Source organism: Bradyrhizobium sp. Kon10 (assembly GCF_055807395.1).
Genome location: NZ_JBVVOZ010000047.1, coordinates 24137 through 39060 on the forward strand (window position 1 = coordinate 24137; position 14924 = coordinate 39060).

At 60.7% G+C, this 14924-nt stretch carries 14 protein-coding genes; 7 read left to right on the top strand and 7 right to left on the bottom strand.

Annotation, left to right across the window (positions count from 1 at the left end; translation table 11 throughout):
* Window positions 1-335: 335 nt before the first annotated feature.
* Window positions 336-1286 (bottom strand): GGDEF domain-containing protein, encoded by a 951-nt coding sequence (locus AC0L2O_RS33890; RefSeq protein ID WP_473372816.1) that lies wholly within the window; start codon window positions 1284-1286, stop codon window positions 336-338.
* 255 nt (window positions 1287-1541) lie between these two features.
* Here AC0L2O_RS33890 and AC0L2O_RS33895 point away from each other — a divergent pair, with 255 nt between their 5' ends.
* Window positions 1542-1763 carry a hypothetical protein gene (locus tag AC0L2O_RS33895; RefSeq protein ID WP_473372817.1) on the top strand — a complete coding sequence of 74 codons (222 nt, stop codon included), beginning with the start codon at window positions 1542-1544 and terminating at the stop codon, window positions 1761-1763.
* 706 nt (window positions 1764-2469) lie between these two features.
* Here AC0L2O_RS33895 and AC0L2O_RS33900 read toward each other — a convergent pair.
* Both AC0L2O_RS33900 and AC0L2O_RS33905 read right to left on the bottom strand, forming a co-directional pair.
* Window positions 2470-3618, bottom strand: a complete 1149-nt coding sequence (locus AC0L2O_RS33900) for a GGDEF domain-containing protein (RefSeq protein WP_473372818.1) — start codon at window positions 3616-3618, stop codon at window positions 2470-2472.
* A gap of 1169 nt (window positions 3619-4787) precedes the next feature.
* Window positions 4788-5132: a hypothetical protein gene (locus AC0L2O_RS33905; RefSeq protein WP_473372819.1), complete on the bottom strand. Its 345-nt coding sequence runs from the start codon at window positions 5130-5132 to the stop codon at window positions 4788-4790.
* A gap of 311 nt (window positions 5133-5443) precedes the next feature.
* Between AC0L2O_RS33905 and AC0L2O_RS33910 the strand changes: the two genes are divergently transcribed.
* Window positions 5444-6352: a division plane positioning ATPase MipZ gene (locus tag AC0L2O_RS33910; RefSeq protein WP_473372820.1), complete on the top strand. Its 909-nt coding sequence runs from the start codon at window positions 5444-5446 to the stop codon at window positions 6350-6352.
* A gap of 119 nt (window positions 6353-6471) precedes the next feature.
* Here AC0L2O_RS33910 and rpoH read toward each other — a convergent pair whose 3' ends face one another.
* Window positions 6472-7410 carry an RNA polymerase sigma factor RpoH gene (gene rpoH, locus AC0L2O_RS33915; protein ID WP_473372821.1) on the bottom strand — a complete coding sequence of 313 codons (939 nt, stop codon included), beginning with the start codon at window positions 7408-7410 and terminating at the stop codon, window positions 6472-6474.
* A gap of 635 nt (window positions 7411-8045) precedes the next feature.
* Window positions 8046-8255, bottom strand: coding sequence for a hypothetical protein (locus AC0L2O_RS33920; protein WP_473372822.1), 210 nt, complete (start codon window positions 8253-8255; stop codon window positions 8046-8048).
* Between the two features lie 255 nt (window positions 8256-8510).
* On the opposite strand from AC0L2O_RS33920, the gene AC0L2O_RS33925 reads away from it, so the two are divergent.
* The 4 genes from AC0L2O_RS33925 (at window position 8511) to AC0L2O_RS33940 (ending at window position 11407) form a co-directional block, all read left to right on the top strand.
* Complete coding sequence (locus tag AC0L2O_RS33925) at window positions 8511-9662, top strand: MFS transporter (protein WP_473372823.1); 1152 nt, start codon at window positions 8511-8513, stop codon at window positions 9660-9662.
* 339 nt (window positions 9663-10001) lie between these two features.
* On the top strand, window positions 10002-10454 hold the full coding sequence (locus AC0L2O_RS33930) for an Hsp20 family protein (protein ID WP_473372831.1): 453 nt from the start codon (window positions 10002-10004) through the stop codon (window positions 10452-10454).
* A gap of 99 nt (window positions 10455-10553) precedes the next feature.
* On the top strand, window positions 10554-11039 hold the full coding sequence (locus AC0L2O_RS33935) for an Hsp20/alpha crystallin family protein (protein WP_473372824.1): 486 nt from the start codon (window positions 10554-10556) through the stop codon (window positions 11037-11039).
* 62 nt (window positions 11040-11101) lie between these two features.
* Complete coding sequence (locus AC0L2O_RS33940) at window positions 11102-11407, top strand: SPW repeat domain-containing protein (protein ID WP_473372825.1); 306 nt, start codon at window positions 11102-11104, stop codon at window positions 11405-11407.
* 181 nt (window positions 11408-11588) lie between these two features.
* Here the strand turns inward: AC0L2O_RS33940 and AC0L2O_RS33945 are convergent, their stop codons facing one another.
* Window positions 11589-12440 carry an NAD(P)H-dependent oxidoreductase gene (locus AC0L2O_RS33945; protein WP_473372826.1) on the bottom strand — a complete coding sequence of 284 codons (852 nt, stop codon included), beginning with the start codon at window positions 12438-12440 and terminating at the stop codon, window positions 11589-11591.
* A 92-nt stretch (window positions 12441-12532) separates the two neighbouring features.
* On the opposite strand from AC0L2O_RS33945, the gene AC0L2O_RS33950 reads away from it, so the two are divergent.
* On the top strand, window positions 12533-13456 hold the full coding sequence (locus AC0L2O_RS33950; RefSeq protein ID WP_473372827.1) for a LysR family transcriptional regulator: 924 nt from the start codon (window positions 12533-12535) through the stop codon (window positions 13454-13456).
* Between the two features lie 322 nt (window positions 13457-13778).
* Here the strand turns inward: AC0L2O_RS33950 and AC0L2O_RS33955 are convergent.
* On the bottom strand, window positions 13779-14924 hold a 1146-nt coding region (locus AC0L2O_RS33955), incomplete at its 5' end, for an ATP-dependent metallopeptidase FtsH/Yme1/Tma family protein (protein WP_473372828.1).

Consider the following 14924-nt stretch of genomic DNA (forward strand, 5'->3'; position numbering starts at 1 on the left):
GTGATGACGGGCAGTTTTCCATGTCTCGGCAAGGCCTCTCTCCGAATGTAATGAGAAGCAAGTCTACCGCTGATGGCCGAGCCGGATCCCGAGCTTCAGTGCCTTCTGTCGCAACGAACCTACTGATCTCTTCGTCAGCTTAGAAATCTTGACGACAGGCGTTCTCGCTTTCGAATGAGCTCGCAGTTCCCTTACATCGGTGTTGGTATATTCTCGTCTCACCGTCTTCTTCGCTTTCTTGGCCATTGCGTTCTCCATTTCGATGGCCTTCTATCATACCAGTTTCGCTGAGCAACATGAGTTGTCGGTTCGGAACGAACTCGGCGGCGACATATTCAATTGCCTACAGTACAATTTCTGCCCGACTGTTTTGCCTGATACAAAGCCTTATCGCAACGTTCGAACAAGGCTTCGTAGCTTTCTCCCGGAATGAATTCGGTGGCACCTATCGAAACCGTAACCTGTCCGACGTGCTCGCCGGTCGCTCGTTTGGTCAACTTGGCGTCACCTATGCGCTTACGAACTCGTTCGGCGACTTGCTTGCAGGTAGAGATGGAAGCACCCGGCAGCACACACATAAGCTCTTCGCCCCCAAATCGGGCGGCGAAATCGGCTTGTCGGATTGTCTCTCGGACGCATTGGGCAACAAGCCGAAGGACTTGGTCTCCAAGCTGATGACCGTACTTGTCGTTGAAAGCCTTGAAGTGGTCTACATCGATGAGAAAGACGCTGAGAGCTTCTCCATGCTCCATCACCCGGATTTGCTCGGAGCGTAGGAAGGCGTCAAGAGCACGACGGTTGGAAAGGCCGGTCAGTGCATCTGTGTTGGAATTCGTTTCTGCTTTCTGAAGGTCGGCCCGGAGCTTCTCCAACTCCTCCGAAGCTTGGGCGAGTCTCGTCTCTAGGGAGGACGACCTCTCGGTTGCGAGGGTCAGTTCCCGAAGTAGATGCTGAAGGATGAGCTCCGGGGGCTTGGTCCCTACACTTGCTTCGAACTCCCTCAATCCCGCTGCATGAACATTGTTCGTCCCGATAGCTTCGAAGATGTCTTCCCTAACATTCCGCAATATTGTGCCGAGTTCCTCGGTAATGCTCTGACCGACATGCGCCAAACTGTTAGAGCGCAAGAAGGTGCTATAGAGCTCCCGGTTTACTGATTTGTCGAAGAGTCGGTGATTCGATCGCAGGATATCAATCGTCTTACGCAGGGCAGGAGAGCGACCGAGAACATATGTAAACCAGACCGTGAAGTTTGTCGGGATGATCGGAATATTAAGTTCGGACATGAGCCGAACCGCTTCTCTAGATATGGACGCTGCGTGTTGGGAATCTAAGTCGTCGAGTGTTTCCATATGGCGGCCCGATTCGATCAAAATACCTTGGGGCTGAGCGTCAACGCATCGGCCGAATCAAATTCCAGAGAGTGTAGCTGAGGTCGAGACTGCATCTGATGCGCAAAATTGCATCAAAGTGGCCCCTCAGACCGATTTACCTGATCTTTCCTGTTCGCCGACTAGCGTAAGGCGTGAGGGTCAGAGACTATGAAACGAAAACGTGAATTCATGATCAGCGAGCAACTCGCAGGCGAGATCTGGGATGCTGCCGGCCCCTTCGACTCCCTTGAAGCGGCGTCGCAATACTTGGATGGAGCACCGCCAGGCCAGCTTCTAATCACCTCCTGCTTCACGTCTGCTGGAACGAGGCTGTGGCTCATCGTCAACGCCCGGCAGATATTGAAATCCTCTAATGACCGTTCGCAATAATTGATTGCCCTGCCTACGACGTGAGTGGGCTCATATGCACGAGGGCTGGGTGCTTACCGGGCTCCCTTAAGCGTGCATGAGGTGCTGCAGGTCGTCATTGTGCCGTGATCGCACTTGATGCATGCCTGCACGCATTGCTGGAGTACCTTGGGATTGTAGTTTGAGAAGAGCTGCGCCTCGCATTTGCTGGTCGAGCCGGTGACCTCGGCCTCCGAACAGCTCCCGACCAGCAAGGCAAGGACGGCTACCATAATAAAATTGTGCACCACCGCAAAATCTCCGGTGAGAATCAAAAGCAATAACAGCTGGCCGACTCTATCAAATCGGCAATCCAGCCCAAGCCAGCCGCGAGTCCGTTATACTACGGTCCGACAGAACTGCTGACTCAGCCTTTTAGCTCGACCAGGGGCTATGTCGAGCTGGCGCTAGGTCCATCCAATAGCCCAGAGAGAACCATGCCGACGTCGATACTCAAGTCCCTTACGTTCGTCCCGCAGTCGAAGCCCAACTCTGATCAGTTGATCATCAAACTGGAGAGCATGGTGTCCCGGCCCACCGCACCATCAGATTGACGCCTGCCATGATAAAACTCCTCGTTCAGTTAATCCCAAAGGAGGAATCCACAAACAAACGTCCCGTCCCATCACTGCCGAGTTCATGGAATTCGTTCGTCTAGTGCTCGTCAACGAGCAGATGGAAGCAGGCTTCACGCGTTGGCAATACGGTTGCGACCGCGCTCCTTGGCTGCGTAGAGCGCCCTGTCGGCGCGCGCGAGGAGGGCGTCAGGTGTTTCGTTGGGAGCCAGTGTTGCAATGCCAACGGAGATTGTTACGGACATGCCGGGCTCGAGCGCGCTCCAGTCAAGCTTGGCAACGATTTCCCGGAGACGGTCGAGGCTGCGCCCCGCGTCCTCGTTGCTGGTCTCCGGAAGGATCAACAGGAATTCCTCGCCGCCGTAGCGGCCGAACTTGTCCATCTCGCGAATATTGGCGAATGTGGTGATGGCGAAGGTGCGCAGTACTTCGTCCCCGGCGGGGTGCCCGAAGGCATCGTTGATGCGCTTGAACCAGTCGAGATCAATCAAGGCGACCGAGCAGGGCGATTTGCCACGTTGCGCGCGCGCAATCTCGTCGTCCAGCATCCGCATGATGCAGCGGCGGTTGAACGATCCGGTGAGGTCGTCGATTTCGGCGAGCTCCTCGATCTGCTTGTTGGCCTCCTTGAGTTCGGTGCTGCGCTTGTAGAGCATTTTCCGCATCGAACTTCCGTAGAGACCTACGAACGCGCATTGTCCGATTGTGAGAACAAAGCAAAGCATCGCGGCCACGCGTTCGATAGGCGTCGCGGCGGGCAAGCCGATGGGCGTGCTGGAATGCAAAAAGCTCGCGCCCAGGCCTATTGTGGTGAGAGTCCAGGCGATCGTTGCCTGCGAGGGCGTCATCCGTAGCGCGCCGAACCCGAAGATCAGAAAGAGCACGCTCAGAAAGGAATATCCAATCTCGGGCGCCGCCAGAAGGAAGCCAAGCTGGAGCGCGACATTGCCGGCAACCTGAAAGATCGTGAGATAGTGATCCTCGAACCTATCGTTGACATGGGCCTCGGACAGCACAACAAAAAATCCTGTCAGCATCAGCCCGCACAGGAAATAAGTGGACGGAATGACAATCGAGACCGTGCCAGCGTAACTATAGATCAATAGAACGAACGCGCCGAGCGCATAGCTTGCGGCTTGGACGGCGAGCATCTGCCGACGCTGGCCGGCACGGCGCTTCACCAAGCCTGATGTCAGCTCGATGGCGAGCGTATGCCTCCCGCCCGAGCTCTGACTGTTAATCGATGGAACTGCACTGCTCATTTTCGGTCGGGGCTGGGATGCACCTTTGGAATTCTACGACGCAAAGTCTTTAGGTTTGGTGTCTGTTACCTGGTGCATCTGGCCTCGACTTCTCCGGACGGAAAAGCCTGCGGACAGTGATTTTTTTGATGTCCCTAACGGACGTGTGCGGAAGTGTCTGAATGCCGCTGGTGGCACTGGAGTGGTTTGCATCGTCCTCACGGCGGTGTTGCCCAAGAAAGGCCTCGGAGACTGCGCGGTAAACGTGACTTCAGTCCGGGAGCTTGTAGGACCCGTTCAGGCAGCCAGGCGCATGCTGGCCGAGGTCTTCCTGCCGACCTACTTCGTTCGGCGCCTCGACGCGAGGGCTCAAAGACATGCACCGGAACGGCAACACCTACCGGGGTGCTTACACGACCGAGTTTCCGGAGGCGATCTGGGCGGTTGACGTTTTCGCAAAGCGCCGGACCACCCGTCGACAACCCGCCCGATGTGGCAGCAGCTGCTGCCAAATTGGAACCCGGCGTACTTTGCTTCCATGCCTGGCAGACCTACTTCGCCAGCGGCCCCAGCGGGCTATCCACCGAGGGCGGCGCGGTCGTGCAGCGGATCCTCCTCGCAGGCGGGGCAGACCTATCGCTCGTCGCCCCGGCCCGTCGGCTCCGAGGCAAGCTTCATCGACCTCCCGTGGTGAGGACACCGCTTAAGGATCAGGCGCAGTTCGGCGATCTGGATTTTCCCGCCTGGACTAGCTTCATTCCGCAGCGAGTGCTCGCTCAAGAATAACCGCAGCGAGTGCTCGCTCAAAAATCGCGAGCGCCGCAGAGAACGATACCGCTTGGCGAGGACGGCGCCGCTGCGAGCCTCCGGCGTCGACTTTGCGCATCGGCCCGCCGGCCGCGGCCGTACCCTGGTCCGGCGAGGCTTGAAGGAGCTCACCCCTTCTGATCCTCGGCGCTTCCCGAAGCGTCGGCGCGCCGTTCGTATTCATCGGCCAGCGCCCGGATCTCTCGGCGAAAATCGAGGCCGTTCTGGTGGCTCACCCGATTGCTCCCGGGCCTCCGCCCGCCATCATGAACGGCTGATCGATACCAGCGATTGCGCCGTGCGAAGCTTGCGTGCCAGCCCCGGCGTCCGCGTTGACCAGCAGCAAAGACGCGGACGCCCCTTCCGGCTAATTCGACGATCCATCACCATCCCGGTGCCACGTAGTCCAGGTCGGCGACATAGCCGTAGGGCGGCAGCGGCGCACGATATACCGGCGCAGGCACATAGACAGGGCGCCTCACCACGACCGTGCGTTCGCGGACGATTGCCGCGGGCGCCTCCACGATCGGTCGCCTGACGACGTAGGTTGTGGCTGGTGGTAAGACCGCGGGATACGGATCGACATAGATTGTCTGCGCAGACGCAGTGCCCAGGCCGGCGCCAAGCCAACCGGCGACGGCCAAGCCGATGACGACGAGTAATCTCGGTACGGGTTTCATCTCTTCACCCTCCATTTCTAGCTCTTGGCGCTCGAACGGGCGCGGCACATGAAAGTTCCTTCGACACTTGCAAATACCTTGCTTGAGCGAGTGGCTGGAGCTGAGCACGCGCGGGACACACGTGCAGGCATTCCCACCATTTGAAGCACGGCCGCTCGCGAGCCGGCGCCTCCGCCACGAACTTCAGTTCCGTTAGTGCTTTGTCATCTCGTTTGAAACCAGGCAGCTTCCTCTTGGTTGTTCGCGATGCTCGCCTCGATTGAGCCAGTCGAGCGGCGCGACGGAAAGACTGCCCGAGAGAGATAGAGATACTGTCTCGGTCGACACATTGTGGCGCCGTCCGTTTCAGAGGCCGGATCATGCTGAACGTCGACATACAAGCGGACGCGGCGCCGCACGTCGTTGTAGTTGGAAATGAAAAGGGAGGAACTGGAAAGACGACGATCGCGATGCATATCGCCATCGCCCTGTTAAAGGTCGGCCAACGGTTGGCAACTATTGATCTCGACGGGCGCCAGCGCACCCTTACCCGCTACGTCCAAAACCGGCGCGACTGGGCTCGCAGAAGTCAGATCGACCTCGAGCTGCCGACTCATTTCACCATCACGCGTGCCGACGGTCTAAAAGTGGACGAAAACGAGGTCGCCGAGCTGCAAGATTTCGAGCAAGCCATCGCATCCATCGGGCGCCGCCACGACTTCCTCGTGATCGACACCCCACCGCACGACAGCTATTTGATGCGACTGGCGCATTCCATCGCGGACACAGTCGTGACGCCGCTCAACGACAGTTTCGTCGATCTCGACGTGCTGGGGAAGCTCGATGCCGTGACGCTAGGTATCATTGGCGTCAGCCATTATGGGGAACTGGTGCGCGAAATGCGTCGCCATCGCCGGTGCGTCGACGGCACCCTCGTCGATTGGGTCGTGCTGCGCAACCGGTTTTCCCCCGATCAAGTCTCAACTGAAGCGGTGCTCTCTGAAAGTTTGAACGAACTAGGGTTGGCGCTGGGCTTTCGAACCAGCGCCGGGCTGCCTGAGCGCCCGGTTTACCGCAATCTCTTTCCCCGCGGCCTTTCGGGGCTGGACGGCGATACGCCCCGTGTCGACGCCGATGCGGCGCATCCGGTCGCCGAGCGCGAGGTGCAGAGCGTGGTAGATGCATTGAGGCTACCGGTCAACGGGCGAGGGCGCCGCCGTGCAGCTGCCCGGCGGGAGTGGTTCGCGGCGCGAGGCGAGCCCCTCAAGTTCGACGGCCTGCTCGCCTAACTGCCCCCGCTGAACCGCGGGGCAGCACGCCGCTTGTGTTGTGTTTAGTGGGTCCTTCCGAGGACCCGACCCGCCAGACCGCTTCGGCCCGCTCGGGCAGATCGGGCTTGGGAGCTGAGTCAGAGGGCTGGCTGTACCGACCCGAAGTTCCGCATGCGCAGGCGCGCTGGACGCAACGGAGTTGCGTCCAGGCGAGCGAACACTGCGCTTTTGATCTTTTGCACGGCGCGCGCCTCAATCTGGCGAATGCGCTCGCGCGACACGCCGAAGGTGACCGCAAGCTCGTCGAATGTGTTCGGCCGTTCCGTCAGGAATCGCGCTTCGATGATACTGCGCTCTCGCGAAGTCAGGGCTGCGAGTGCATCCTTCAAGGCGCCTCTTATCCGCTCGCGATCTTGCGCGTCCGAGATCAGCGTTTCGGGATCAGGCGAGGGATTGATTAGGCGGTCTTGCATCTCTTCCGAAGTGTCCGCCTCGGTCGTAGGCACGTTGAGCGAAACGTCTCCTCGCATCCTTCCGTTCATCTCGACCACCTCGCGGGGGGCGACCTTCAATTCCCTGGCCACGTACGCGACCTGTTCCGGCGACAACTCGCCTTGCTCGCCCGCTCCTATTCGATTCTTGAGCTTGCGCAAGTTGAAGAACAGCTTCTTTTGCGCAGCCGTTGTGCCGATCTTGACCAACGACCACGATCGCAGGATGTACTCCTGAACGGTGGCCTTGATCCACCAGATGGCATAGGTCGCGAGACGGAAGCCCTTCTTGGGCTCGAACCGTTTTACGGCCAGCATGAGCCCGACATTCGCTTCTGAGATCACATCGGCGACGGGCAGACCGTAGCCGCGATAGCGCAGCGCTATCTTGGCAGCCAGCCGCAAGTGACTTGTGACCAGGCGGTATGCGGCCTCGCGATCGCCGTGTTCGCGCCATCGTTCCGCGTACATGGCTTCTTCGGCTGCATTGAGCAGCGGGAAGTTGCGGATGGCCGCTAGGTACCGCCAGAGCCCGCCTTCAGAATAGACGGTGGGCATAGTTGATGGAACTGACAGGGAGCTCATATCCAATTCCTCCTGAGAGCAAAGTGGGTTGGAGCACCGAGGGTGCGCCTTGGGCCCGGGACGGCACCCAAGCGCATCGGTCGCGCTCACAAAATCACGGACCGGCCGTATTGTTCCGCTCGCACCTTGGAAAGAGCATCACTGGGGGAGGCCCTCGGTGGCAGCCCGGCAGTAGCAGAGGGTCCTCGGGTGCCGGGAAGCTTGTCGCTGAAATTCCGAACTCATGCATCCATATAGGGAAAGTCGGTAGCTGCGATCATTGCAGAAGCCAAGTGGGGACGAGCGATGGCCTGCAATGTGAACCGCCGGGCGTGGCAAGCCCATAGCGGCCCGGCGGTGCTCGGCCGCCGCCCGCGGCAGCCTTGAAACGTGAAGGCGCACTCCCAGCTCATCTGCTCAAAGGGCCGCATGCAGCGGATTCGATGAAGGACCCCAAACGCCGAACTGGCTTTGCAGGTCCCGGAGAGTTGGCCTGCACGCCAAGGCAGCGATGCGCCATCTTGGCGAGGTGTGCAACGCCTCCGCCCAGGGCGACAAGGCCGCTCCGCGCAAGGCACTGCGCCGGGCAATCAGCGAGCTCGATGTCGCGCGCGCCATGTTATGTGCCGGCGCCGACTTACGTCGGGTCTCCTGGCTCATGCGGCGGGGTCCATCGCTGTCAGCTTGGCGCGTTCCGCTGCGGCACGAGCCCTCGCCACGGCCATCCAGTCCCGCAGCAGCCCCTTATCTTCCTTAGAAAAGGCGGCTCGCCGCTTGAGATCCTCGAACGTATCGTCGGGATGGCAACGCTCGAATTCCTCGCGAACGAGCGACTCCAGGTAGTTCTGTTCCTGATTCTTCGGCATGCTGGCTGTTCCGCTTCGAAGACCGGCGTTCGCCGGTATGCTCAGGTGCCGGAACAACGAGGTCGCGAGATGCTGGTTCGCGTCTTGGATCGACGAGGCCGAATCCAGCCATTGCGGATACCGGCGAGCCGTTCGAGAATGCCCAATTGTTGGCCGCAAGTGGCGTGCGTAACTGACCTACCAGCTCACGCCGGCTATGCCATCGGACGACGGGATCGAGCGGTGCGCATAGCTGGACCGGGAGCCTATGTCGCGTTGTATGTTGCGCTTTACGCAGCATTCGGCGTCGCATCACCGTTCTGGCCAAGGTTCTTCGAAACCAAGGGCCTGACTGCTCAGCAGATTGGCTGGCTGCTCACCGCTGCGATGCTGATGCGTCTCGTCTCCCTACCATTGGTAGCAGCCTTGGCCGACCTGCTCGGATCGTTGCGCCTTGTGCTCGCAGGCTGTGCGATCGTGGCCGCTGCGGCCGCCGCTGCCTTGCTCCGGGCGGATACATTCCTGCTGTTGCTGCTCCTCGCGCTGGTTCAGGCGGCCGCTCTTGCTCCTACGACGGCAATTGCTGATGCGCTGTCGGTCAATGCCGCGCGGCCGCAGATGGCGGGGAGGGCGTTCGAATATGGCTGGATCCGAGGCGGCGCCTCGGCGGCCTTCGTGCTGGGCACGTTGGCAGTTGGCCAACTCATAAGTCCTGCGGACCTTGCGCCCGTCGCGTGGTTGAATGCGATCCTCCTGACCGCAGCGGCCGTCGCAACGGTGTGGGTTCCCGATCCGGCGGCTCAAGCCGCATCGATGGGCGGGCTCCGCTCCGCTGTGGACGGAAGGTTCGCAGTTCTCAGGATTCCGGGGTTTCAATCGGTGATGGTGGTTTCAGCTTTGGTCTACGGCAGCCACGCCATGCACGATGCGTTCGCGGTGATCCGGTGGAGCGATTCTGGCTTGGGCGCGCCGACAATCAGCCTTCTATGGTCCGAAGCGGTCGTGGCGGAGGTCGTGGTGTTTTTGCTTATAGGTCCGGCGATCATTGACCGGCTTGGCGCCCGTGGTGCCGCTGTCGTGGCGGCAGCGGCCGGAGTCGTGCGTTGGTCCGTTGCGGGCCTGACGACATCGGTCTTGTTGCTCGCAGTGATAGAGCCGTTGCACGGACTAACCTTTGCGCTGCTGCATCTCGCTTGTATGCGCCTCATGCAGGCCATAGTCCCCATAACGATCGCCGCGACGGCTCAGGCCCTGTACGCGTTCGGCTCCGGACTGGTGACCGCGCTGCTAACCCTGGTCTCCGGCTTTCTGTATGGGACGTATGGCGGCGCGGCGTTCATTCCGATGGCAGGTCTTTGTGTGTTCGCCATCCCATTCGCCTGGTCTGGGTTTGCCCGACGGAGGGCGCGGTCCGGAACCTTTGGTTGAGAAAAGACCGGAGCGTCTGATCCACCAATCGAACTGAGACCCTGCCTGAAGCTGGAGCCGTTGTGACAGCCAGACAAATAGCAACCTGGTTCCCGCCGATGCGGGGGTTCGGCTCCTCCCAAGCCATTTCCGCGGCCCCGGCGTACAGGTCGCTGAGCAGCAAACGCCATGACTTCGAAAATTCAGCAGGCGAGCGGCCGTGCCTCTTGAAGTCCAAAAAGATGCTTCTAATTGATTGCTTGCCACGGATGTGGTGCCGGATGCGTTTTTACGGTCCGGCAAATGCCGCCGCAATCCCGGCGCTGCTCTTATCCATGTTGCTCAAAGGAGGATGTGGCTATGAGGACCTATGATCTGTCACCACTCTGGCGTTCGAGCATTGGGTTCGACCGAATGCTTGACCTGGCCAATGATGCGATGAACGACAGGGACAATTATCCCCTGTACGATATCGAGCGTACCGGCGACGACGATTACCGAATCTCGCTGGCGTTGGCCGGCTTCACCCCGGATGAGATCACGATCACCGCGGAGCAATCCAAGCTCACCGTGGAGGGCCGCAACGCCGGCAGAGGTGATCACAACTTCCTGTTCCAAGGCATCTCCATGCGCCCGTTCCGCCGCGTGTTCAACCTGGCCGACTACGTCCAGGTCAAGAACGCGACCTTCGAGAACGGTATGCTCATGATCGATCTGGTCCGGGAAGTGCCGGAGTCGATGAAGCCGCGTCGCATGGAGATCGGCGTCGCCGGCAATGACAACCAGCAAATCGAGCAGAAGCAAGCAGCCTGACGGTCCGCCGGTCAGAGCTGCGGGTGATGGCTGCGCGCGGCGTCGCCGCGCGCAGCGCCCACGGGAATGGCAAAAAGCAAAGAGAAAGGAGATAATATGATGGCACTGCGAGACCTCATTCCATCCGGCAACGGCTCACGGGAGATGGCCTTGCAACGCAACGAGGCCAACCCCTTCTTCGCACTTCACCGCGAAATGAACCGGCTGTTCGACGACGCGTTTCGTGCGTTCGACATCGCCCCGTTTAAGTCAAACGGGCTCGGCTGGCCGAGTGTCGAGGTCAATGAGACCGAGAAGGACGTCAAAGTGGTGGCGGAGCTGCCCGGTCTCGAGGAAAAGGACGTCAACGTCGAACTGCGCAATGGTCTGCTGACCATCAGCGGTGAAAAGAAGAGCGAGACCGAGGACAAAGAGCGTCGCTTCAGCGAACGCTATTATGGACGGTTCGAGCGAGCTATCCCGGTCGACGACATCGATCAGGAAAAGGTCGCTGCGTCGTTCAAGAATGGCGTCCTGACGGTGACGCTGCCCAAGTCGCCCACCGCTCAGCAAAAGGTGAAACGGATCGCAATCAACAGCAAATGAGCGTTGAGCCGGCGGGAGGCTGGGCTTCCCGCCGGGCACCTGGATGATGAAGGAGACCAACGATGTACAGCTCCTGGAGAAAGGAGCTGATATCCGACGTGCTCAATCTTCTGCTCGGGGTCGGCTTGTTCATGTCGCCCTGGCTCCTGGGCTTTTCCGGCGAGCGTACGCCCAGCTGGAATGCCTGGGGCAGCGGTCTCGCCATCGCCGCGCTGGGTCTGGCCGCGTTGACCGCATTCGCCGAATGGGAGGAGTGGATCGCGCGTGCCGTGGGCCTTTGGGTCACGCTATCCCCTGGCTTATGCAATTCCCGAACAGCGCCACCGGGACACCGGTCCACGTCATTGCCGGCGTCCTGGTCGCTGTGATAGCTGCTGTGCGTATCTGGTACGCCCATGGCAGCTATCCGCAGGTGACAGCGCAAGGACCGATTGGGCTTAAGAGAGGTGGTTCTCGTTCTAAATCCTCCACGGAGCGAATAGTACGAGCCGCCCTGTCGCCTGACGTAGCTGGCCCTAAACGAGCCAGCGACACTCAGGCCCGCGAAGATCATGGACTACCCGCATATGAGGGGGACGAGCCCAACGAGTGGGGCTTACCATCCTGCTCGCTGTCACCTGCTCGATCGAGGTGAAGCGCGAATCCGCTTGCCCCCGCCGCCTCGAGTCCGGCGCGGAGCTGCATGCTCGGGATGAGGTAATCGCCCCCATTTTGTCGTCGATACGGAATAGGCGCGGTGGTTGGCAGACCGCGCATCCTTTCACGCAACCCTTCAGCAATGGGCGCGAAACCCGCATCATCGAGCCGGTCCACACGATAGACCACGAAGGGCGGAAGGACGTCATAGCCGGGATAGTACAGAACGCCGTGATTGATGGGGAAGAGCAACTCGTCGATCGGCCCATTGATGCCGCGGTCGGAATAATGCTCCTCCCAGCCGCCGGCGGTCACAACCAGCATTGCGCGCTTTCCCTTCAAGGCTCCGTCGCCATACCGATCGCCCCATCGCTTCTCGCTGTGTTCGCCGACCCCGTAGGCAAAGCCATAGGCGAATACCCGATCGACCCAGCCCTTGAGGATCGCAGGCATCGAGAACCACCACAGCGGAAATTGCAGGATGAGGACGTCGGCCCATAACAGCTTCTCGATCTCAGCTTTCACGTCCGGGGTCAACGTGCCGGCCTCAAAAGCCTGCTTGGAGGCCGCAGCCGGCTTGAGCCGTTCACCTTGGCCCGACGACGGAAAGTCGGCTCGGTCGACTTCTGATTTCCACCCCTGGGCATAGAGATCTGACACCCGCACTTCGTGACCGAGCCGCTTGAGCTCCCTGACGGCGACGTCAAGCAGCGCCCCGTTGAGCGAACGCGGCTCCGGATGGGCGAATACGATCAAGACTTTCATGAGCAGCACCTCCTGATGATGTGACATCGATCAGGTAGCGCGCCAAGGTGCGATTCAGTACATGTCAGTAATGGATAGGATTATGCCGGAAAATGGATAAGTCAGACGTGACGCTCGAACGCATACGCAGCTTCGTTCGGGTCGCAGAGCGGGGCAATCTGTCGGCGGTTGCGCGCGAGTTGGGGGTCGGCCAGTCGACGGTGACTCGGCATTTGCGAGAGCTGGAGGACGCGGTTGGCGTGCCCTTGCTTAGTAGGACTACGCGCCGGGTGACGATGACCGAAGAGGGCGTCCGCTACTATGGGAACTGCGTCAAAGTCCTGCGCTTGGTCGATCAGGCAGGTGAGGAGGCGCGGAGCACGCGCACCGCACCAGCCGGCACCGTGCGCATCTCCTGCACCGCGGCATTCGGTGTGCTGCACGTTTGCCGTTTCCTGTTTGCTTTTCAGGATCGCTATCCAGAGATCGTGGTTGATCTGAACCTCACGGACGATCGGATCGACCTCGTTCGTGAAGGGGTTGATATCGCCATCCGGCTCGGGCCACTGGCCAATAGCTCGATGAAGCTGAAAGCTCTGGGCCAATCCCGGCGGCTGTTAGTTGCCGCACCTCACTATCTACGTGCGCGTGGGCAGCCCAGCCGCCCGCAGGAATTGGCGAGACATGAAGGTATCAAGATGTCGAACATCGCGGGTAGCGATCTGCTCGTGCTCCACGGGCCCCGGGGCGGTCGGCAGGTGGTGCCGTTCAGGGGGCGCTTGTGGGTTGATCATGGACTTGCCGCACGCGAGGCACTGGCTGCGGGGCGGGGGATAGCGCCTGCACACCTTTGGCTCGTGGACGATCTCCTTGCCACCAACAAGCTCGAAGTGGTGCTGCCCGACTTCTCGCCGCCTCCCGTTCCGCTGAACATGCTAATCGTCCCGGAGCGATCGAGCATCGCCCGAGTTCGTCTGCTGGCCGAGTATCTCGCCGCGCAGATCGCGCGGGCGCCCGGTGTTGAAAAGGCGGGGTGAACATTTCTCAATCTCGGTCGAGCCGCCGGCGGTCGCTGCAGATCTGCAAAAGTTCGTGTCTCGCTAATTTACCGAGAAGTGCCAGATCCCGCTCTGATTCCAAGAGTGCAGCGCTGGATGCGCTGTCCGGAACTCAGGACCCGGCTATCTGGCGCCGGGTATGGTGTCCGCGCGCTCCCCATGTTGCTCGAAAGGAGGATGGGATCCGGCTATGGACCACTTTTGATCTCAGCCGGCTCTGGCGATCGGTGGTTTTGAACCTGTGTTCGCTCTACTTCAAAGTTCCAATCAATGGACGAGCGCTGCAGCTCCCGGCGTGCACTCAAACGGCTCGCAAGCCTTCCTTGGGGATCTCCCGGATCAGGGCATCGATTTCGCTTTGCTCCAGCGTCTCCTTTTCCAGCAGCTTCCTGGCCGCACGATCCAGAACCGCGCGGCGCGTCGTCAGCAGGCCTTCGGTCCGCTGAAGGACCCGATCGACGATGTCCTTGACCTCGCGGTCGACGGCGGCTGCGGTTTCCTCGGCATAGTCGCGCTCGCGCACCGGATAGGGCCGGTCGGCGCTCGCCAGGAAATTACCGGGATCGCGCTCATAGGCGACGCTGCCTAGCTTTTCCGACATGCCGTAGCGCGTGACCATGCTGCGCGCGATATCGGTGACGCGGCGCAGATCGTCGGCCGCACCGGTGGAGAGATGGCCGAACACGATCAACTCTGCCGCGCGGCCGCCGAGCAGAACGGCCATCTTGTTCTCCAGCTCCTCCTTCGTCATCAGGAAGCGGTCCTCGATCGGCCTTTGAATGGTGTAGCCGAGCGCGCCGACGCCCCGCGGGATGATGGAGATCTTGTGCACGGGATCGACCCCGGGCAGCGAAAGCGCGACCAGCGCGTGTCCCATCTCGTGATAGGCGACGATCTCGCGCTCCTTCGGATTGAGCAGGCGGTTGCGCTTCTCCAAACCCGCGACCATACGCTCGACGGCGTTGTTGAAGTCACCCATGCCGACCGCCTCGGCGCCGCGGCGCGTTGCCAGCAGCGCGGCTTCGTTGACGAGATTGGCAAGATCGGCACCGGTAAATCCGGGCGTCAAGCCGGCTACGGCATCGACGTCGACATCGGCGGCGAGCCGCACATTCTTCATATGCACCGCCAGAATGTCGCGGCGGCCCTTCTTGTCGGGCCGGTCGACCAGTACCTGGCGATCGAAGCGGCCGGCGCGCAGCAGGGCGGGATCGAGGATCTCCGGGCGGTTGGTCGCAGCCAGGATGACGAGGCCGGAGCGCGAGTCGAAACCGTCGAGCTCGACCAGGAGCTGGTTCAAGGTCTGCTCCTTCTCGTCGTGCCCGCCGGCGAACGGGCCGAACCCGCGCGCGCGGCCGAGCGCGTCGAGCTCGTCGATGAAGATGATCGCGGGCGCCTTGTCGTGCGCCTGCTGGAACAGGTCGCGCACGCGGGCTGCGCCGACGCC